Origin of the sequence: Stenotrophomonas sp. CASM101 (assembly GCF_049384845.1) — a bacterium.
Lineage (GTDB): Bacteria > Pseudomonadota > Gammaproteobacteria > Xanthomonadales > Xanthomonadaceae > Stenotrophomonas > Stenotrophomonas hibiscicola.
This window is the reverse complement of the sequence record NZ_JBMRFR010000030.1, coordinates 1-19,813: the sequence shown is the minus strand read 5'-3', so window position 1 is coordinate 19,813 and position 19,813 is coordinate 1. Positions and strand designations below refer to the sequence as shown.

Below are 19,813 nucleotides of genomic sequence, written 5' to 3'. Positions count from 1 at the left end.
CGATGGTTGGGTCCACGCCCGCGGTAGTGCCGGCCGCTGGCCGGCAATCACCGCAGCCACGCATGGCGTGGCTCTATTTCTCCCGCCGCCAGTTGATCGAACCACGGTTTTCCACCGTGCTCGATTCCACTTCCACATCAAACCCGCGGCGCAGCAGGTACTTCAGCGTGATCACCGAACCTGCGCCCACCAGCGACACGCCGTACCCCACGTACAGCTTGGGCGAGATGTACTTGCCGACGCCGATCACCGAGCCGCCCAGCGCGCGCGACTGGCTCACGCCGGCATCGTCCAGGCCCAGCTTGGCACCCAGCTGCGACGCCAGCAGGCCACTGCCGGCCGAGAGCGCCGCCGAGGCCGCGTTGACCTGCTGCGCCTGGTCGCTGCTGGCGCCGGTCAGGCTGCGTCCCAGCACCAGATAGGCCAGTGCCTCGGACTGCGACATCGCAGGATCGGACCACACGTCGGCACGCGGTTGCTGGGCACGCCCGGTCACGTCGATGCCGGCGGTGACATCACCGATCCGTCGCTCGGCACGGATGTTGATGCGCGGGTCGGACACCGCGTTGTAGTTCCAGTTGAGGTTGCCGCGGGTGATGGTCAGGTCCTGCCCGTACGCCTTGTAGCGGCCGCTCACTTCCAGGCCGCCATTGGCGGTCATTTCGCGGCCGGGCTTGGCCCAGACCTGCATCTTGCCGGTCAGCGCGCCCTTCAGGCCGAACCCGGTCATCTTCACCTTTTCGCCGAGGCTGACGGTCAGGTCCATGTCCAGCGGCGAGGTGCGCGACTCTTCCGGATCAGCCGGATCCAGCACGACCACGTCTTCGGACACCGAGGTGCCACGGTCCAGGCGCTCCAGGTCGATGTCGGCCTCGGGCACGTGGACGGTACCGCGCAGCTCCATCGCTGCCTTGGCCAGGGTGAAGTCGAGGTTGGGGTTGGCGACGATGCGCAGTTCGCTGGTGTTGGACAGCAGCACGTTCTCGCCGTGGATCTTCAGCTGCAAGGGCTGCGCATCACCGAACCACGACAGGCCACCGTCCACGTACAGCGTGCCCTGGCCGGAGTTGGCCTGCGCGGTGATCTTGGCCGAACCGTCGGGCTGGGCCACGAAGCTGCCCTTGCCCTGGTCGAAGGTCAGGCCCAGCGCGGGGAATTCGCCCTTGAAGTTGCTCAGCTGCGCGTCGCCACCCAGCGACGGCTGCCCGCGCGTACCGCGCAGGCTCACGTGGCCCTCGATCAGGCCGGTCGGGCGCACGATGTCCGGCGAGAACAGCTCCAGCCAGTACAGCCGCGACATGTTCAGATAGAGCTCACCGTTCAGTGGTGCACTGGCTTCCCAGCCGGTCTGCATCTTCGCGTCGACGAAGCCGTTGCCCTGGAAGCCCATGCCCAGGTAGCCCTTGATGCTGGACGGGGTCATGTCGAGCTTCAGCGAGAACTGGTCATAGCGCACCAGTTCGCCGCGGGTGGTATCGCCCACGGTGTTGCGGTTCTCGCCCAGGCGCACGCCGCCTTCCTTCGAGCGCACTTCCACATGGCCTTCCCAGGCCGCGCCACGCGGGCGGATCTGCGCGTCCAGGCTGACGTCGCCGCGCAGATAGATGCGGCGGCCGGACTGCGGCGGCAGCCACGGCTGCACCAGCGCCAGCGGCAGCGCGTCACTGCGCACCACCAGGCCTTCGCGCGGCCAGTTGGCCTGTGCGCACAGCGCGCCGCTGCTGGCGGCGGCCAGGCAGGCTTCGGACAGGGTGTAGGTGCTGCCGTTGATCGCGAACGCCGCCGGTGCACGCAGCGCCCAGGCATCGCCCTTCACCGGTGCGATGCGCAGCGAGGCCAGCTCGCCACGCCACTGCGTGCCCTGCTGGCGCACGCTGCCCTGCAGCTCGACCGCACCCATCTCGTTGCGGGTCTGCGCGGCCAGGCGCAGGTTGGACACACTGCCCTGTGCGTCGATGTTCAGCCGCTCCAGCAGCATGCCCGCGTTGACCTGCTGGCCCTGCACGGCCAGCGTGCCGCTGTCGCCGCGCCACGGCAGGCGGCCCTTGATGCTCAGGCTCTCGGCGCCGTAGCCATCCCAGTTGAGGTTGTTGCCGACCAGGTCGGCGGTGATGTCCGGCGCATCGCGCGGGCCCTTCACCTGTACCTGGCCACGCAGGCCACCGTCGGCAGCCGGCAGCAGGTCGCTCAACTGCAGCGGCTCGAAACGCGCCTCGATGTCGAGGCGGTCGCCGACCTTGCCCGACGCGGTCACCCGGCTGCTGCCCAGCGACAGCTTCAGGTCACCCTGGCCCTGCGCGCCCTGCAGTGCGAACTTGCCCTGTGCGTCGAGATTGCGCTGGCGCAGGATGCCCTTCAGCGAGGGCAGGTCCACCGTGGCTTCCAGCGTACCCGAGGTGCCCGGTGCGGCATTGGCCGGCGGCGGCAGCTGGCGGCCCTTGGAGGCCAGGTTGCCGGACAGGCGGCCGTTCCAGCCCGGCACGAAGTAGCCGGGGTCGAAGTCCTTCAGCGTGGCCTTGGCGTCCCAGTCCAGCTGCGGTGCCCACGCCACCTGGCCTTCCACCTGCAGCTGTCCACCCGGCGTCTGCGCCTGCAACTGGTGGATCGACGCGGCCTGGTCGTTGCCGCGTACGTCGAAGCGCAGCTGGGCCTTCTGCTTTTCGCGTTCGACATCGGCGCGGCCGATCGCCGCCCAGGCCTTCAGGGTACCGGCCAGGCCGAAGCGTGCTTCCTTCAGGGTGACCGGCACCGGTGCGCTGCCGGCGGTGTTCGGGTCCGGTGCCGGCACCCAGGTCAGGTCACGCGCGACCACCGAGAAGTTGAGCTTCTGCTGGTCTTCCTGACTGAAATCGGCGGTACCTTCCAGCCGCGCCTCACCGCCAAGGCCCTTCACCAGCAGCGGTGAGACCTTCAGCACCTGGTCCTGCAATGACACCACCGACGGTGCCAGTTCCAGTTCCTGATCGCCCTGCTTTACCTTGCCACGCAGGTTGGCATTGCCGCCCTTGCCGGCGGCGGTGAAGTCCAGCGACAACGGCGCGATCGCCGAGCTCGCCAATGCTGGCGACAGCAGCGCCAGATCCAGCTCGTCGCTGCGCACGCTGGCGTTCCAGGTCGGGTCGGTGCGGCCATCGAACACCAGCATCGCGTGCAGCGGCTTCGGCGCGCGCCCGGCTACGGCCACTTCCATGTGCGACAGGTCTCCGCGGGCGACCAGGCCCACCGTGGCGGCCGTGCGCCCACGCGGTGCCGGCAGCACGGCAGTGAAGGTCACGTCGGTGTCGTAGTCCTTGGCCGGGATGTAGCGACCCTGGGCGGTGAAGTTGCCCATGTCGCTGTCCACCACCAGCCTGCGTGCCTGGAACTCGCCATTGGCGATCTCGATGCCACCACGCACGCGACTGATGTCGATCACCGGCTCGTTGGCCTGGCTGATGCGGAAGCCGTCGATGGCGATGGCGTCGGCTTGGATCGCCAGCGGCATCTCGATCTGCGGCAGCGAATCGGGCCACGACGGCAGCTCGAACGGCTCATCGCTCTTGGCCAGGTTCAACGTCGCGTTGCTCAGCTCCAGCTTGTCCAGCAGCAGCTTGCGGCCCAGCAGCGGGCGCAGGTCCGGCTCCAGGTAGGCGCGCTCGGCGTGGAAATGGATGTCGTCGTAACGGAAGTCGACGTTGTACAGGGTCAGCGGCCCTGCCACCGGGCCGTCCACCTTGTCCCAGGTGAAGCTGGCACCCACCGGCAGGCGCGCCACCACCTGGGCCAGCAGTACGTCACGGCCGGCCACGGTCTGCAGCAGCCAGTACACCGCCAGCAGGGCCAGCAGCACCAGGCCCAGCACGCCCACGCCGGACCAGGCCCAGAAGCGGCGGCGCCGGTAGAAACGCACGCGCGGCGGCCTGTTCGGAGTCGGTGCGGGGGCACTCACAGGTCCGCTCCGATGTTGAGGTACAGCTGGAACTGCGAATCCGGGTTGTTCAGGCCGTGCGCGATATCCACCCGCACCGGGCCCACCGGCGATTTCCAGCGCACGCCGAAGCCGACGCCGGTATGCAGGTCGATGGTGTTGTCAAAGGCACTGCCGGTATCGACGAACACCGCCGCACCCCAGGGGCCACCGTTGAAGTAGTGCTCGTACTCGGCCGAGCCGATCACCAGGTTCTTGGCACCCAGCGCATACTTGTCCGGCTTCGGCGTACGCGGGCCAACCTCACGGTAGGCGTAGCCGCGGATGCTGCGGTCACCACCGGCGAAGTAGCGCAGGCTCGGCGGCATCGCCACCAGGTCGCTGGTCCAGGTGGTGCCACCCTCGCCGCGCAGGATCAGGCGATTGCTATCGCCCACCGGGATGTACCAGCGCAGCACGGCATTGGCCTGCACGAAGCTGGTGTCCGAACCCGCACCTTCCACACCGGCGCGCATCGTTGCCGTACCGCTGACGCCCTTGCGCGGGAACAGCTCGTCATCGACGTCGACGTAGTCGGCGACCAGCTGCGGGTAGACCAGCGTCGAGGTGTTGTAGACCGCGTCGGTGAATTCGGTGCCCGAGGCATAGCGCCAGCGCTCGCGCAGCGCGTTGATCGAGGCGATCGCGGTCCAGTGTTCGTTGATCTCGCCGCTGCGGCTGGCGATCAGCTTGAAGTTGCGCAGGTCGATGTAGTCGGTCTGCTCGTCGTAGGCGCTGGCAGCGAAGGTGTACCAGCCATCAAGCCAGTTGAAGGCTGGAATGCGGTAGCTGGTGATCAGGCTCTTGCGCTTCTGCGCATAGTCCAGCTGCGTGTTCATCTTGTGGCCGCGGTTGTTCAGGAACCGCCGCTCGATGCCACCACGCACACCCGGGCCACTCTCGCTGCCGTAGCTCAGGCCCGCGGTGTAGATGGTGCGCTTGGCGCGCGTCAGCTTCACGTCCACCGGCACTTCGCCGTTTTCGTCGGCCTGGTCCGGGCGCGGCTGGATGTCGATCACGCTGAAGTAGTCCAGCTTGGTCAGCGACTCGCGCAGCCGGTCCAGCTTGCCCTCGTGGTAGTAGCTGCCCTGCTCCCAGTACACCAGCGGGTCGAACAGCTTGTCGACGAAGTAGTCCTGCTGGAAGCGCACCGGGCCCATGTTGTAGCGGCGGCCGCTGTCCCAGGTCAGGTCGATGTCGGCCGCGTTGTCGGCGCGGGTGATCTGCACCTGGCGCTGGGTGTAGTCGGCGTCGAAGTAGCCACGCTCGGCCAGGCGCCGGGTGATGGTGATCTTGCTGGCTTCGTACTGGGTGTGCTCGAAGCGCTGGCCCTTGCGGGGCTTGAATGCGGCCAGGTCGTCCTGCAGGTACTGGTCGTACATCGCCGGGCCGGTGATGTCGATGTGCTCGCGGCGCACGGTCACCGGGGCCCCCTTGTCGACATGGATGAGCACGCGCACGTGCTCATCCTGGCGCGGCGCCTCGACCTTGATCACCGGGTTGTAGTACCCGAACGGTTCCAGCGCCTGGCGGGTCTGCCGCTCGGCCTGCGACAGCAGGTACTCCAGGCGCGATTCACCCTGCTCCTTGCCGATCGTGTCGAACAGCGACAGCGATTCCTGGATGTTCTCGATGATTGCGGCGTCGTCGCCCTTGTCCAATCCCTTGATGTCCACCTTGTCGATGGTGCCGCGCGCGTGGGCCACGGAGGTGGCGGCCAGCGACAGGACCATCAGCGGCAGGGCGTATTTCTTTGGCTGCATGCGGCACAGCATACCGACCGGAGGTGACGATGCGAAATGCATCACGTCGTTGGAGATCGGTTGTTAAGTGGCGGTCAAAATACGCGCCTTTGTGGCGATCATCGGAATCGCACTCGAGGATGCCGACGTCGCGTGCGGCGACGCCGATGATCCCGATGGACATTCGCCGGCACTACCGATACGGGCGTCAGCTCGACAGATGCTCGATCGCCGCCACCTTGCCCAGGCGCTCGCCCAGCATCGTCAGCAGTGCCAGGCGGTTGCCACGCAGTGCCGGATCTTCCGCGTTGACCATCACGCCATCGAAGAACGCGTCGACCTGCGGACGCAGGCGCGCCAGGCGTGCCAGCACCGCCACATAGTCCTTCTGGTGCAGGCTGGCGCCGGTGTCATCGATGGCGGCGGTGACCGCTTCGGCCAGCGCGCGCTCGGCATCTTCCTGCAGCAGTGCCGCGTCGATCTGCGCCGGAATCTCGCCCTCGGCCTTGCGCAGGATGTTGCGGATGCGCTTGTTGGCCGCGGCCAGCGCTTCGGCTTCCGGCAGCGTCGCAAAGATGCCGATCGCATCCAAGCGGCGGTCGAAGTCGTACAGCGAGGCCGGTTTCAGCTCGGCCACAGCGTTGAAGTGTGAAGCCGGCACGCCCTTGTCGCCGTAGTAGCCCTTCAGGCGGTCGAGGATGAAGTCGTACAGCTCGCCGACGTCGGCCTGCACGTTGCGCGCCGCCAGGCCGCCGTTGGCGCTGGCCAGCAGCGCGCGCAGGTCCAGCTCGAAGCCGCTTTCGATGATCGTGCGGGCCAGGCCCAGCGCGTTGCGGCGCAGGGCGAACGGGTCCTTGTTGCCGGTCGGCTTCAGGCCTGCAGCAAAACCACCGGCCAGCGTATCCACGCGTTCGGCGATGGCCAGCACCTTGCCCAGCGGCGACAGCGCGATGTCATCACCACCGAAGCGCGGCTGGTAGGCCTCGTCAATGGCCAGCGCAACCTCGGCCGATTCACCACCTGCCACGGCGTAGTGGCGGCCGGCGATGCCCTGCAGTTCCGGGAATTCGTTGACCATGCGCGACTGCAGGTCGTTCTTGGCCAGCTCGGCAGCCCGCTTGGCCTGCGCCGGATCGGCACCGACCTGGGCTGCGATCACTTCGGCCAGTGCGGCCACGCGCGCCACCTTGTCGGCCACGCTGCCCAGCTTGGCCTGGTAGGTCACCGTCTTCAGGCCCTCACCCATCGACACCAGGCCCTGCTTCAGATCCTCGTCGAAGAAGAACTTGGCATCGGCGAAGCGCGGGCGGATCACCCGCTCGTAGCCCTTGGCCACTTCGGCCACGTTCTTCGACTCGATGTTGGCAATGCCGATGAACTTCTCGGTCAGCGTGCCGGCCGCATCCAGCACGGGGAAGAACTTCTGGTTGATTTCCATCGTCTCGATCAGCGCTTCCTGCGGCACCGCCAGGAACGCGGGCTCGAAGCTGCACAGCACTGCCGACGGCCATTCGACCAGGTTCACCACCTGCTCCAGGTTGTCCTCGGTGATGCGGGCACTGCCACCGGCCTTGGCTGCGGCGGCTTCGACCTCGGCGACGATGCGTGCGCGGCGCTCGCTCGGATCGACCAGCACGAACGCGGCGCGCAGCGCTTCAACGTAGTCCTGCGGCTGTGCCAGCGACACGGTCTGGTCGTGGTGGAAGCGGTGGCCACGGCTGACACGGCCGGCCTGCAGGCCGAACAGTTCGGCCTCGACCACAGTGGCACCGTGCAGCAGCACCAGCCAGTGCGCCGGGCGCGCGAAACCCCAGGCGTGATCGCCCCAGCGCATCGGCTTGGGAATCGGCATCGCCGCGATCGCCTCGCGCAGGATTTCCGGCAGCAGGCTGGCGGTGCTCGCGCCCGGGGTCACTGCGCGGTGCACGAAGCGCTCACCCTTGTTGTCGGTGGTCTTCTCCAGCGCGGTCCAGTCGATCCCGGCCTTGGCGGCGAAGCCCTGCAGGGCCTTGGTCGGCTGGCCTTCGGCGTCCAGCGCGATGTTCAGGTACGGGCCCAGCACTTCGCTGTGCTGTTCCGGCTGTTCCAGGCCGACGCCCGGCAGCAGCACGGCCAGGCGGCGCGGGGTGGACAGCGGGCGCGCATCGCCCAGTTCCAGCGCGATGCCACGCTTGCGCAGGCCTTCGACAACACCGTCAAAGAAGGCCTGGGCTAGGCCCGGCAGCGCCTTGACCGGCAACTCTTCGGTGCCCAGTTCAATCAGCAGGGGGGACAGTTGGCTCATCGTTTCAATCCTGTGGTGGGGGCGCAGCGCGCGACGCGTCCGGCGCCCCGGAGTAAGGGGGAGAGCGCGGCCTTCAGGCCTTCTTCGCGCCCGGGAAGCCCAGCTTCTCGCGCTGTTCGTAATACGCCTTGGCCACCGCCTGGGCCAGTGCGCGCACCCGCAGGATGTAGCGCTGGCGCTCGGTCACGCTGATCGCGCGGCGCGCATCGAGCAGGTTGAAGGTGTGGCTGGCCTTCATCACCTGCTCGTAGGCCGGCAGCGGCAGGCCTACTTCCACCAGCTTCTGCGCTTCGCGCTCGCAGGCGTCGAAACGGTGGAACATTTCTTCCACGTCGGCGTATTCGAAGTTGTAGGTGCTCTGCTCCACCTCGTTCTGGTGGTAGACGTCGCCGTAGGTCACCGGCTGGCCGTCCGGGCCGTAGGTCCAGACCAGGTCGTAGACGTTGTCGCAGTTCTGCAGGTACATGCACAGGCGCTCGAGACCATAGGTGATCTCGCCCAGCACCGGGCGGCATTCCAGGCCACCGGCCTGCTGGAAGTAGGTGAACTGGGTCACTTCCATGCCGTTGAGCCAGACTTCCCAGCCCAGGCCCCACGCGCCCAGCGTCGGCGATTCCCAGTTGTCCTCGACGAAGCGCAGGTCGTGCACCAGCGGATCGATGCCCAGTGCCTTCAGCGAATCCAGGTACAGCTGCTGGATGTTGTCCGGCGCCGGCTTCATCGCCACCTGGTACTGGTAGTAGCGCTGCAGGCGGTTCGGGTTCTCACCGTAACGGCCATCGGTCGGGCGCCGCGACGGCTGCACGTAGGCCGCATTCCAGCTTTCCGGACCGATCGCACGCAGGAAGGTGGCCGGGTGGAAGGTACCGGCGCCCACCTCCAGGTCGAGCGGCTGGATGAGCACGCAGCCCTGCTGGGCCCAGAACTGGTTCAGGGTCTGGATCAGGCCCTGGAAGGTGATCGGAACGGTCGGGGTCGCGGACATGCGTACGAGTCTTGGCCGGCAAGGGGGTGCGCTAGTATAACGGCCGACCTGCGGGGCATTCCGTACCCGGGAGGAGCAGGCAGATGGAACATCGGCTGCCGGCAGGCACGCCCGGCGAGGCGGGCGGCGTCCCGCTGCCCTGGGGACGGCTGCATTTCGAGCAGATTGCCGCGGCCCTGACCGCCGATGGGCTCGTGGCCGAGCAGGACCGCGAGCGCATGCGGTTTTCCGCACAGGGCGCGCGCAACGCCAGTGAAGTGCATCCGCTGGTACTGCTGTCCAACCTCAAGCTGGCCGCCACGGGCGGCGGCGAGCTGACCCTTGAACGGCTGACCGAGTGGCTGGCGCAGCGCACCGGCAGCCGCTACCTGCGTATCGACCCGACCCGGGTCGACGTCGCCGCGGTCACCGCGCTGGTCTCCCACGCCTACGCCCGCCGCCACCGCTTCCTGCCGCTGGCGGTGGACGCCGAGCGCGTGCTGGTGGCCACCAGCGAGCCGCTGGTGCAGGAATGGCGCCGCGACCTGCAGCACCTGACCCGCCGCCGCATCGAACTGGCGGTGGTCAATCCGCTGGACCTGCACCGCTACACCATGGAGTTCTACGGGGTGACCCGCTCGGTGCGCGGTGCCCGCGGCGACGTGCGCGGCGAGGCCAGCACCACGCTTCCCAGCTTCGAGCAGCTGGTCGAGCTGGGCCGCACCGGCGACGTCAATGCCGACGACCAGCACATCGTGCACATCGTCGACTGGCTGCTGCAGTACGCCTACGAACAGCGCGCCTCGGACATCCATCTGGAGCCGCGTCGCGAGATGGGCCGCATGCGCTTCCGCATCGACGGCGTGCTGCACAAGGTGTTCGAGGTGCCGCCAGCGGTGATGACCGCGGTGGTCAGCCGTATCAAGGTGCTCGGCCGCATGGACCTGGCCGAGCGCCGGCGCCCGCAGGATGGACGCATCAAGACCCGCTCGCCGGGTGGCCGCGAGGTCGAGATGCGCCTGTCGACCATGCCCACCGCCTTTGGCGAGAAGTGCGTGATGCGTATCTTCGACCCGGATGCGGCCTTCAAGAGCATCGACCAGCTCGGTTTCAGCCCGCAGGAAGCCGCCGGCTGGAATGCGCTGGTCGAGCGCCCGCACGGCATCGTGCTGGTCACCGGCCCGACCGGCTCGGGCAAGACCACCACCCTGTATTCCACGCTGAAGCGGCTGGCCACGCCGGACGTGAACGTGTGCACGGTGGAGGACCCGATCGAGATGATCGCGCCGGAGTTCAACCAGATGCAGGTGCAGGCCAACATCGACCTGGACTTCGCCAGCGGCGTGCGCACCCTGCTGCGGCAGGACCCGGACATCATCATGATCGGCGAGATCCGCGACCTGGAGACCGCGCAGATGGCGGTGCAGGCCTCGCTGACCGGCCACCTGGTGCTGTCCACCCTGCATACCAACGACGCGCCCTCGGCGGTCACCCGCCTGCTCGACCTGGGCGTGCCGCACTACCTGCTCGCCAGCACCCTCAACGGCATCCTCGCCCAGCGCCTGGTGCGCACGCTGTGCCCGCACTGCAAGCAGCCGCACACCCTTGGTGCTGCCGACTGGGCGGTGCTGGCTGATAGCGATGGCGCATATCCAGATGCCGCCACGCCCTGTCGGCCGGTTGGCTGCCTGGAGTGCCGGCGCACCGGATTCCTTGGCCGCATCGGCCTGTATGAGTTGCTGCCATTGGGCTCGCGGCTGCGCGGGCAGATCCGCGCCGACATGGATCTGGCCGGTTTCAGCCGTGCCGCACGTGCTGAAGGGCTGCGGACCCTGCGCCAGGCCGGGCTTGAAAAGGTGGCGCAGGGGCTGACTACAATCGAGGAAGTCCTGTCAGTACTGCCGCCCCCGGATGAATCCAGCCCCGTTCCTGATCGTTGAAACCGGCCGACCGGTGCCGCCGCTGCGCCGCTATGGGCGCTTTCCACACTGGATTCGCGTCGCCGCCGGACTGGAAGAACACGAGACGGTGGTGGTCGATGTCGAACACGGTGATGCTCTGCCCGATCCGCATGCCTTTGCTGGCGTGCTGGTGACCGGCTCGGCCGCCTTCGTCACCGACCACGCCGACTGGAGCGAGCGCAGCGCGGCATGGCTGCGCCAGACTGCCCACGCCGGTCTGCCAGTGTTCGGCATCTGCTATGGCCATCAGTTGCTGGCCCATGCGCTGGGGGGCGAGGTGGCCTACAACCCGGCTGGCCGCGAGTCCGGCACGATCGAACTGGAACTGCAGCCGCAGGCGGCACAGGACCCGTTGTTCCAGGGCCTGCCGCAGCATTTCGCCGCCCACGCCACCCACCTGCAGACCGTGCTGCGTGCGCCCGAGGGTGCCCAGGTGCTGGCACGCTCGCCGCTGGATGGCTGCCATGCATTCCGCTGGGGCCGCCAGGCCTGGGGGGTGCAGTTCCATCCGGAATTCGCCACCCACCACATGCGCGGCTACGTGCGTGCCCGCGCCGACTGCATCGGTCGCCACGGCGGCTGCGCCCGCACCATCGAGCGCGCAGTCAGCGCCGCGCCGCTGGCCCGCCAGCTGTTGCGCCGTTTCGTGCGCCAGGCGCGGCTGTCTTCAGCCCAGCCGATGGCAAAACAGGGATAATCGGCGGCACGGGCAGCCGCCCGGCCCCTCCTGTCCCTCCCGGATGTCCATGAAAGAGATTCGCAAGCTGCCGGCTTCGGCGGGCGCCCAGTGGTTGCTGGATACGTTCTCCCTGTACCGGCGTGCGCCGCTGCAGCTGGCCCGGATCGGCCTGGCCTGGCTGCTGGTGAGCTGGCTGGTCACCCTGTTGTCCACGCTGATTCCCGGCGCGGCAGGCATGGCCGTGCAGCTGATGACCCTGGCCATCTCGCCGATCATGTTCGGCGGCATGCTCTACGCCGTGGGCGAGATCGACGAAGGCCGCCCGGGCCTGGCCTCGCACTTGCTGCAGCCGATCCGCGACCACCGCGTCAGCCACCTGCTGGTGCCGCTGGCGATCCAGGTGCTGGCGGTACTGCTGCTGGGCGCGCTGCTGTTCATGATGATCGGTCGCGAGGGCTTCACCGCCTTCAGCGAGGTCATGACCAAGATGGAAGAGATCAGCCGCAGTGGCCAGCAGATCAAGCCGGACGATGCCGCCGCGCTGGTCGCCAACCTGCCGGCAAAGCGCATTGCGCTGTGGATGCTGCTGGTGTTCCTGAGCGCGGTGGCGCTGTCGCTGGCGATGTTCACCCAGCCGGCGCTGGTGGTGTTCGACAAGCAGAGCGGCATGCATGCGCTGCGCCTGAGCCTGCAGGGCTGCATCGAAAACATCGGCGCGATGATCGTGTTCGCCGCACTCGGCCTGATCGCCGCGTTCTGCATGTACATCCTGTTCGTGATCGTGATCCAGATCGCGATGCTGATCGGTGGCCCGCTGGCCGCGGCCTTCATCGCCCAGCTGGTACTGACCACGGTGCTGATGCCGCTGTATGTCGGTGCGGTCTACGCCGCGTGGAAGCAGATGTTCGTGCATCGCGGCAGCCGTGCAGCGCCGCCGATCCCGACCACGCCGACCTCGAGCGACGTGTTCCACGCCTGACCGGTCCCACCGGTAGCGCCGGGCCATGCCCGGCGGTGGCATCACATCGCACCCCGCACGCCGGGCATGGCCCGGCGCTACCGCATCACGCGGCGGGTTTCTTCACTACCGACGACGGCACCAGCCAGCGCGCGGCGTGGATGCCCAGCTCGTACAGCAGGCACATCGGGATCGCCAGCATCAGCTGCGAGACCACGTCCGGCGGAGTCAGCACTGCGGCTACCACGAAGATGCCGACGATTGCGTAGCCACGGCCTTCCTTGAACTGCTGCGGCGTCACCCAGCCCAGCAGCACCAGGATCACCATCGCCACCGGCAGTTCGAAGCTGCCGCCGAAGGCGAAGAAGATCGCCAGCACGAAATCCAGGTAGGCGTTCGCATCCGGGGTGATCGCGATCACGTCCGGGCTGAAGGTGGTGAGGAAGTGGAACACCGCCGGCAGCACCAGGAAGTAGGCGAAGGCGCAGCCGATGTAGAACAGCAGCACCGACGACACCAGCAGCGGTACGGCCAGGCGTTTCTCACGCGCGTACAGGCCCGGGGCAACAAACGCCCACAACTGGTACAGCAGCCACGGCACCGCCACGAACAGGGCGACGAAGAAGGTCAGCTTCAGCGGGGCGAAGAAGGCGCCGGCCGGGTTGGTGGCGATCATCGTCTGCCCGTTCGGCAGCTGCGACACCAGCGGTTCGGCCAGTGCGTTGTACAGCTTCTGGGTAAACGGCAGCAGCGCCAGCAGCACCACGCCCAGGCCCAGCAATGCGCGCACCAGGCGGCCGCGCAGTTCCACCAGATGTTCGACCAGCGAGCTTTCGCCGAAATCCTGTTCACTCATGGCTGGCGCTCCGTGCTCTGCGGCGGCGGTGTCGCGGCTGCTTCAGCGGGCGCGTCTGCAGCCGCCCCGGCAACGGCGCCAGCCTGGGCCGGTGGGTCCACGCCGGGCTGGGCAATCATGTGCGGCGGCAGATCGGCCTGCGCCGGTGCTCGCACTTCCTGCGCCAGATCGTCGCCCTGCTGCCGCGCCTGCTGGGCCTGGCGACGGAGCGCTTCGCCACTGGCGCGCAGCTGGTTCTCGGTGTCCTGCATGCCTTGGCGCACGTCCTGCATCTGCCGCTTGATCTCTTCGGCGTGCAGCTCGCGCTCCAGTTCCTGTTTCACCGAATCCCACTGGTTGCGGGCACGACGCACCCACAGGCCGGCGAAGCGGGCCGCCTTGGGCAGGCGCTCGGGACCGAGCACCACCAGAGCGACCACGGCAATCACCAGCAGTTCGCTGAAGCCGATATCGAACACCGCGACCGCTCCGGATCAGCGTGGGTTGCGGTCGTGCTCGTCCTGCACGGTGCGCGAGGCATCCTGGCTGCGCGACTCGTCGCCCAGCTGCGCGTTCGGCTTGTCGTCGTCGCGCATGCCCTTCTTGAATTCCTTGACCGCCGAGCCGAGGTCCTTGGCGCCACTGGTCAGGCGCTTGGTGCCGAACACCAGCAGGACGATGGCCAGCACGACCAACCAATGCCAGATGCTGAAACTGCCCATAAAGACGCTCGTTACGTTAGTGATCAGGCTGTCGAGCATAGCGCACCGGCTGTAAGCCGGCGCGCGTGACGAAAGTCAGTTCCCGCCCAGCGTTTCCGTGCGGATTTCGCCGTCATTGACCGGCTGGAAGCCCTGCTGCTGCGGTGGCGGGGTCTGCGGCACGTTCTGCAGCGGCGCCGTGGTGGCTTCCGCCGGGGCGGCCGGTGCTGCCTGAACAGGCGCCGGCGCAACCGCCGGGGCCGCTGCCGGACGCGGTGCGCTGCCGTTGCCGCTGCGGTTGCTGCGTGCAGCGTAGGTGGCCTCTTCCAGGCGGTCACGGAAGGCCACCACATCCATCGACGGCGAACCGGCAGCGCGGCCTTCGAAGATCATGCGCGGCGTGGTGTTGCTGCCGTAGGCATCCAGATTGGCGGCATCATCGATCTGCAGCACCGCACCATCCAGCGCGACGCCGGCAAACAGGCCGCGCGCGCGCGACCAGGACCAGATCTCGGCCTTCAGCTGGCCGTCGGTGGCAGCGGCGGCATTGCGGCCGACCGGGCCGGCGGCGACACCGGCATCGGCGCCCAGCGTGAACTTGCCATTGACCAGGTTGTCCAGGCTGCGGTCGTTGCGGAACACCAGCACCACGTCCGAGGACTGCACGCCGGCCTGGAAGCCGATGCTGCCGCCGGTCAGCTTCACGAACACCGGATTGGACCAGGCGCCGTTGGGCATGCGCACCGACATCAGGCCGTGGCCACGACGACCACCAATGACCAGACCGGCCTTGATCGTGTCGGGAATGACGATGACCGCGCGGCCTTCGTCGAGCAGTTTGTCCGGAATGCCCTGTTCGGGGATTTCCTGGATTTCAGCAAGCACGCGCACGGCATTGCGCGCACGCTGGTCTTCCTGCGGTCCGGCCATGGCCTGGCTGGACAGCAGGCTGGCGGCGATCAGCAGGGCTTGGATCGGGCGACGCATGGCAGGCTCCAGAAGTCAGTCCATAGGAAGATATAGCAAGTGACTGAAATTAGTAGCGTTGTCATGAATCCCCAATGAGCGTTCCCTGCTCACATTGATGCGCGCTATGCCTGCAATCCGAACCCTGCATCCCGGCACGGCGCCGGATCGGCGACAATACCGCCCATGCTCGACGCACCCGATACCGCCGTGCTGGCGGTCAACCTAGGCACGCCCGAGACGCCGACGGCCCCCGCCGTACGCCGTTACCTGGCCGAATTCCTGTCCGACCGCCGCGTGGTCGCGATCCCGCCACTGCTGTGGCAGCCGCTGCTGCGCGGACTGATCCTGCCCCTGCGCAGCAGTCGTTCGGCGGCCAAGTACGCCCAGGTCTGGCTGCCCGACGGCTCACCGCTGATGGTGCATACACGCCAGCTGGCGCAGGCCATGCAGGCCCTGTTGCCGACCCTGACAGTGCGCCATGCGATGCGTTACGGCGAACCGGCGCTGGCCAGCGAGCTCGACCGCCTGGCAGCCGACGGCGCGCGCCGCATCGTGGTGCTGCCGCTGTACCCGCAGTACTCCACCACCACCACCGCCTCGGTCGAAGACCGCGTCGATGCGTGGCAGCGCCGCAACCCAGGCGTAACCGTCAGCCTGGTGCGCGATTACTCGGTCGATCCAGGCTGGGTCGAGGCCGTGGCCGGATCGATCCGCCGCTACTGGGAGCAGCACGGTCGCGGCCGGAAACTGATGTTCTCCTTCCATGGCATCCCACAGCGCCTGGCCGACGCGGGCGACCCGTATCCGCAGCGCTGCGAGGCAAGCGCGCAGGCCATCGCCCACGCACTGGGCCTGGGCAGGGACGACTGGCAGATGGGTTACCAGTCGCGCTTCGGCCGCGAGCGCTGGCTGCAGCCGTATGCCGAGCCCAGCCTGTGGGCGCTGGCCGAATCCGGCGTGAAGCAGATCGACGTGGTCTGCCCGGGCTTTGCCACCGATTGCCTGGAAACGCTGGAGGAAGTGGCGCTGGGCTTCACCGAGACGCTGGCCGAGCGCGGCGCGACGATGCGCTACATCCCCTGCCTCAACGCCGATCCGGAACACGCTCGCGCCCTGGCGCGGCTGGCCGTGGCCTCGCTGGCATGAGTCTGCAGCCGTTTGAACTGGAGGTCGGTGGCGCGCGCGTCGCCGGCCTGCGCAATCACGGCGACGGCCCGCGCGTGCTGGCCCTGCATGGCTGGCTCGACAATGCGGCCAGCTTCGTGCCGCTGGCGCCGCACCTGTCGCCGTTGCAGCTGGTGGCCATCGACCTGCCCGGGCATGGCCACAGCGCGCACCTGCCGGCCGGTGCCAGCTACACCACGGCCGCCGCGATCTGCCACGTACTCGATGTCGCCGACGCGCTGGGCTGGGACCGCTTCAGTCTGCTCGGTCATTCAATGGGCGCCGGCATCGCCAGTCTCACCGCCTCGGTCAGCGACCGCGTGGAGCGGCTGGTGGCGATCGAAGCACTGGGCGGCCTGCGTGGCCCCGAGGAAGAAACGGCCAACCGTCTGCGTGAACATGTAAACGCCACGCGGGGACTGGCACGCAAGCAGTTGCGCGTGTTCCCTGACCTGGCCGCGCCGATCCGTGCGCGGATGATGACCAACCAGCTCAGCGAAGGATGCGCACGGCTGCTGGTCGAGCGGGGCGTGGAACCGGTCGAGGGCGGCTACCGCTGGTGCAGCGATCCGCGGCTGATGCTGCCCACCGCGATCCGCCTCAGCGAAGGCCAGATCGACAACCTGCTGCAGGCCATCGCCTGCCCGACGCAGGTAATCTATGCCACGCCTGCGCAGTCCTACTACCCCGAGCCGATGCGCAGCGAGCGCCTGCAGCACCTGCGCAACGGGCGGCTGGCGGTGTTTCCCGGCAACCATCACCTGCACATGGAAAACCCGGAACAGATCGCAGACGTGATCCTGCACTTCTTCAGCAACGACAACGCCGGCTGAGTCGCGGCGTTCGCGCACTTCACTCCGCGCAGTTGCGGCCGATACATCAGTTGCGGGCCCCTGCGCCCGCCGCACGCGGACCCGGTCGGGCCTGCGGCGTGTGTCTGGTCCTGCAAGGAAGTCCGCATGCCCGCTCTGCTGCACCGTCATCCACAGGATGTGGCCACGGTGCCCCGTCTGCGCGTCGCTGATCGCGTCGCATTCCCCGAATTCCCGGCACCCGCCCTCGTCACGCCCTGCTGCGTGCGTTGCGGCGTGGCCGTTGTCTTTAGCTGACCCAGGAGTCGCCGATGTCCGTTGCATCCTCCCGTCCCCCCGATACCGCCCGCCTGTCGCATCTGCAGCAGCTCGCGCGCCGCGCTGACCGCCGCCTGCTGATCGGCTGCGGGATATTGGCTATGGCTGCCTTGGTGCTGGCGCTGCGTGGGCCGCAGGCACAAGCCGCCGCGTTGGCGGCCGTCGCCGTATTGCCAGCCGCGTGGTTGGGCGGCCCCCAGGCGGGCCGGGCCGTCGCCCGCAACGGTCTGGCGTTGCTGTTGTCGCTGCAGCTGGCCGTGTTGTGCGCGATCATCAGCCTGTCACCGGCATTGCCGATTGCCCTGCTGCTGGGCGTGCTGCTGGGCCACCGTGATCGCCTTCCGGTGTGGCTGGCCGGTGGCGTCGGTACGCTCTCCCTGCTGGCACCGCTGCTGGACGGTACTGCGCTGTGGTCGGCGCTGCTGCAGGCCGCGATGCTGGCCGGCCTGACCCTGTTCCTTGGCCAGGTCGCACTGCGGCTCCGCCAGCAGACCGAAGCACTCGGCCACGGTCCCCGCCGGCTGGCCGCGCTGGCGCGCGACATCGCCACCGGCGCCGATCTTGGTGCACATGCTGACACCACCGCCTACGCACCAGGTTCGCTGGCCCATGCGCTGGCCGACACCGCACGCCATGTGCAGGCCCAGCGTGGACGCGAAGCGGAGGCACACGCCGAGAACGCGCAGATCCGCCAGGCCCTCGATGCCTCGCGCACCGCGATGATGATTGCCGACAACGATCACGTGATCCGCTACGTGAACCGCTCGGTGGTGGCCCTGCTGCGTAACCAGCAGGCAACGTTGCGCCAGGCCTTCCCCGATTTCGATGCCGAGCGCCTGGTCGGTAGCAGCATCCATCGCTTCCACGCCAACCCGGACCGGATCCGCGCCATCCTCAATGGCCTGCAGGTCAGCCACAACGGCAAGGTACAGATCGGCCCGGTGCACTTCGCACAGGTGGTTACTCCGGTCTTCGACGCACAGGGCGTGCGCCTGGGCTTCGCCGTGGAGTGGCATGACCGTACCCATGAGCTCGCGTTGGAGAACGCCGTCGCCGGCATCGTCGCGGCCGCCGCCGCCGGCGACCTCGACCAGCGCCTGCAGGCAACCGAAGGTGCCAGCTTCCTCGATGGCCTCACCGGTGGCATCAACCAGTTGCTGGATACGTTGGGCAGTACGGTTGACGAGGTGCGGCAGATGCTCTCGGCGCTGGCCAGCGGCGATCTCGATCGACGCATGCATGGTGAGTATCACGGCGCCTTTGCCGCGATCCAGCGCGATGCCAACGCCACCGCCGGCCAGCTGGCGCGCATGGTGGGCCGTATCCAGCAGTGCGCGTCCTCGATCAGCACCGCTGCGAGCGAAATCGCTGCGGGCAATGGCGCGCTGTCCGAGCGCAGCGAGCGCCAGGCAGCGCACCTGCAGGAAACCGCCGCTTCGATGGAAGAGCTGACCGCCACCGTGCGCCAGAACGCTGCCCATGCGCGCGAGGCGAGCCAGCTGGCAATCACCACCCAGAGCGCCGCCAGCGACGGCAACGTCGCCATGCAGCGGGTCGTCGACACCATGCAGGCGATCGAGGGAGCCTCGAAGCGGATCGGCGACATCACTGGCGTGATCGATGGCATCGCCTTCCAGACCAATATCCTCGCGCTCAACGCGGCAGTGGAGGCCGCCCGTGCCGGCGAGCAGGGCCGCGGCTTCGCGGTGGTGGCCAGCGAGGTGCGCGTGCTGGCGCAGCGCTCCGCCGCCGCCGCACAGGAAATCAAGAAGCTGATCGATGAGGCGGGTCGCCAGGTGGGCGAAGGTGCCCAGCTGGTGGCCGATGCGGGCCAGCGGATGCAGGGCATTGTCGGGGGCGTTGAGAATGTCAGCCACCTGATGCACGAGATCTCGGCGGCATCTCAGGAGCAGTCGGTTGGCATCGAGCAGATCAACCAGACCGTGGTGCAGATGGATCAGGCCACGCAGCAGAACGCGGCGCTGGTGGAGGAGGCCACCGCTGCCGCACGTGAGCTGCAGTCGCAGGCTGGGACGCTGACTGAAGCGGTGTCGGTCTTCCGCCAGCAGGAAGAACACGAGGTCCCGCGGGCCGCCTGATCAGGGTCTGCCAAGCGAGTGGATGAGGACGGCGCCCGCAGGGCGCCGTCTTTTTATGCGTGACCTGCCTCTGGTAGTGCCGGCCGCTGGCCGGCAACCGATTGCTGTGTGGGCCTGCTGTTGGTAGCGGCCAACCTTGGTTGGCACCGCTGCTCCTCGCAGGGGGTATCCACGCATGGCGTGGATCTACCGGGCGATGTAACGCCATCGGGTTGCCGGCCAGCGGCCGGCACTACCCGGTGTTTACCGCGCACAAAGAAAAACCCCGCTGCGTGAGCAGCGGGGTTTTGGGTGTAAACCCTGGCGATGACCTACTCTCGCATGGCTTGAGCCACACTACCATCGGCGCAGCTGCGTTTCACTTCCGAGTTCGGGATGGGA

The 19,813-nt window shown here is 67.9% G+C and carries 14 protein-coding genes and 1 rRNA gene; 6 read left to right on the top strand and 9 right to left on the bottom strand.

Going from position 1 to position 19,813, the window contains the following annotated elements; all coding sequences use genetic code 11:
• Nucleotides 1-73: 73 nt before the first annotated feature.
• From VG543_RS20955 to glyQ, 4 genes are all read right to left on the bottom strand, one after another.
• Nucleotides 74-3,928: a translocation/assembly module TamB domain-containing protein gene (locus VG543_RS20955; protein ID WP_423179222.1), complete on the bottom strand. Its 3,855-nt coding sequence runs from the start codon at nucleotides 3,926-3,928 to the stop codon at nucleotides 74-76.
• Nucleotides 3,925-5,721: an autotransporter assembly complex protein TamA gene (locus VG543_RS20950; RefSeq protein WP_019661765.1), complete on the bottom strand. Its 1,797-nt coding sequence runs from the start codon at nucleotides 5,719-5,721 to the stop codon at nucleotides 3,925-3,927. Before VG543_RS20950 ends, VG543_RS20955 begins: the two co-directional genes overlap by 4 nt.
• A gap of 175 nt (nucleotides 5,722-5,896) precedes the next feature.
• Nucleotides 5,897-7,972 carry a glycine--tRNA ligase subunit beta gene (glyS, locus tag VG543_RS20945; RefSeq protein WP_155030373.1) on the bottom strand — a complete coding sequence of 692 codons (2,076 nt, stop codon included), beginning with the start codon at nucleotides 7,970-7,972 and terminating at the stop codon, nucleotides 5,897-5,899.
• A gap of 73 nt (nucleotides 7,973-8,045) precedes the next feature.
• Nucleotides 8,046-8,957 (bottom strand): glycine--tRNA ligase subunit alpha, encoded by a 912-nt coding sequence (glyQ, locus tag VG543_RS20940; protein WP_019661767.1) that lies wholly within the window; start codon nucleotides 8,955-8,957, stop codon nucleotides 8,046-8,048.
• Nucleotides 8,958-9,040: 83 nt separating this feature from the next.
• Here glyQ and VG543_RS20935 point away from each other — a divergent pair, with 83 nt between their 5' ends.
• Genes VG543_RS20935 through VG543_RS20925 form a run of 3 tightly spaced genes read left to right on the top strand, consistent with a single transcriptional unit; the run spans nucleotide 9,041 to nucleotide 12,555 of the window.
• A complete protein-coding gene (locus VG543_RS20935; protein WP_233653522.1) occupies nucleotides 9,041-10,876 on the top strand; it encodes a GspE/PulE family protein in 1,836 nt (611 codons plus the stop codon).
• Nucleotides 10,848-11,594 (top strand): glutamine amidotransferase, encoded by a 747-nt coding sequence (locus VG543_RS20930; RefSeq protein ID WP_021204695.1) that lies wholly within the window; start codon nucleotides 10,848-10,850, stop codon nucleotides 11,592-11,594. Before VG543_RS20935 ends, VG543_RS20930 begins: the two co-directional genes overlap by 29 nt.
• Before the next feature lie 49 nt (nucleotides 11,595-11,643).
• A complete protein-coding gene (locus tag VG543_RS20925) occupies nucleotides 11,644-12,555 on the top strand; it encodes a BPSS1780 family membrane protein (protein ID WP_019661770.1) in 912 nt (303 codons plus the stop codon).
• Between the two features lie 85 nt (nucleotides 12,556-12,640).
• Here the strand turns inward: VG543_RS20925 and tatC are convergent, their stop codons facing one another.
• From tatC to VG543_RS20905, 4 genes are all read right to left on the bottom strand, one after another.
• Nucleotides 12,641-13,390 (bottom strand): twin-arginine translocase subunit TatC, encoded by a 750-nt coding sequence (gene tatC / locus VG543_RS20920; protein WP_058979271.1) that lies wholly within the window; start codon nucleotides 13,388-13,390, stop codon nucleotides 12,641-12,643.
• Complete coding sequence (gene tatB, locus VG543_RS20915; RefSeq protein ID WP_019661771.1) at nucleotides 13,387-13,848, bottom strand: Sec-independent protein translocase protein TatB; 462 nt, start codon at nucleotides 13,846-13,848, stop codon at nucleotides 13,387-13,389. The genes tatC and tatB overlap by 4 nt, the downstream gene beginning before the upstream one ends.
• Before the next feature lie 15 nt (nucleotides 13,849-13,863).
• Nucleotides 13,864-14,091 carry a Sec-independent protein translocase subunit TatA gene (tatA, locus tag VG543_RS20910; protein ID WP_026347229.1) on the bottom strand — a complete coding sequence of 76 codons (228 nt, stop codon included), beginning with the start codon at nucleotides 14,089-14,091 and terminating at the stop codon, nucleotides 13,864-13,866.
• A gap of 75 nt (nucleotides 14,092-14,166) precedes the next feature.
• Nucleotides 14,167-15,057, bottom strand: a complete 891-nt coding sequence (locus VG543_RS20905) for a lipid-binding SYLF domain-containing protein (protein WP_019661773.1) — start codon at nucleotides 15,055-15,057, stop codon at nucleotides 14,167-14,169.
• A 165-nt stretch (nucleotides 15,058-15,222) separates the two neighbouring features.
• Between VG543_RS20905 and hemH the strand changes: the two genes are divergently transcribed.
• The 3 genes from hemH (at nucleotide 15,223) to VG543_RS20890 (ending at nucleotide 19,432) form a co-directional block, all read left to right on the top strand.
• Nucleotides 15,223-16,185: a ferrochelatase gene (hemH, locus tag VG543_RS20900; protein ID WP_019661774.1), complete on the top strand. Its 963-nt coding sequence runs from the start codon at nucleotides 15,223-15,225 to the stop codon at nucleotides 16,183-16,185.
• Entirely contained in the window at nucleotides 16,182-17,036 is an 855-nt protein-coding gene (locus VG543_RS20895) for an alpha/beta fold hydrolase (protein ID WP_019661775.1), read from the top strand. Before hemH ends, VG543_RS20895 begins: the two co-directional genes overlap by 4 nt.
• Before the next feature lie 290 nt (nucleotides 17,037-17,326).
• Nucleotides 17,327-19,432, top strand: a complete 2,106-nt coding sequence (locus tag VG543_RS20890) for a methyl-accepting chemotaxis protein (RefSeq protein ID WP_423179223.1) — start codon at nucleotides 17,327-17,329, stop codon at nucleotides 19,430-19,432.
• A gap of 298 nt (nucleotides 19,433-19,730) precedes the next feature.
• Here VG543_RS20890 and rrf read toward each other — a convergent pair.
• Nucleotides 19,731-19,813, bottom strand: a 5S ribosomal RNA gene (gene rrf / locus VG543_RS20885); the annotation flags it as partial.

Excerpts from the sequence above, each read along its gene's own strand:
- VG543_RS20890 (WP_423179223.1), top strand. The coding sequence starts at position 17,327 with ATGTCCGTTGCATCCTCCCGTCCCCCCGATACCGCCCGCCTGTCGCAT.
- glyQ (WP_019661767.1), bottom strand. The coding sequence starts at position 8,957 with ATGTCCGCGACCCCGACCGTTCCGATCACCTTCCAGGGCCTGATCCAG.
- tatC (WP_058979271.1), bottom strand. The coding sequence starts at position 13,390 with ATGAGTGAACAGGATTTCGGCGAAAGCTCGCTGGTCGAACATCTGGTG.
- VG543_RS20935 (WP_233653522.1), top strand. The coding sequence starts at position 9,041 with ATGGAACATCGGCTGCCGGCAGGCACGCCCGGCGAGGCGGGCGGCGTC.
- VG543_RS20930 (WP_021204695.1), top strand. The coding sequence starts at position 10,848 with ATGAATCCAGCCCCGTTCCTGATCGTTGAAACCGGCCGACCGGTGCCG.
- glyS (WP_155030373.1), bottom strand. The coding sequence starts at position 7,972 with ATGAGCCAACTGTCCCCCCTGCTGATTGAACTGGGCACCGAAGAGTTG.
- VG543_RS20925 (WP_019661770.1), top strand. The coding sequence starts at position 11,644 with ATGAAAGAGATTCGCAAGCTGCCGGCTTCGGCGGGCGCCCAGTGGTTG.
- VG543_RS20905 (WP_019661773.1), bottom strand. The coding sequence starts at position 15,057 with ATGCGTCGCCCGATCCAAGCCCTGCTGATCGCCGCCAGCCTGCTGTCC.
- VG543_RS20950 (WP_019661765.1), bottom strand. The coding sequence starts at position 5,721 with ATGCTGTGCCGCATGCAGCCAAAGAAATACGCCCTGCCGCTGATGGTC.
- tatA (WP_026347229.1), bottom strand. The coding sequence starts at position 14,091 with ATGGGCAGTTTCAGCATCTGGCATTGGTTGGTCGTGCTGGCCATCGTC.
- hemH (WP_019661774.1), top strand. The coding sequence starts at position 15,223 with ATGCTCGACGCACCCGATACCGCCGTGCTGGCGGTCAACCTAGGCACG.
- VG543_RS20895 (WP_019661775.1), top strand. The coding sequence starts at position 16,182 with ATGAGTCTGCAGCCGTTTGAACTGGAGGTCGGTGGCGCGCGCGTCGCC.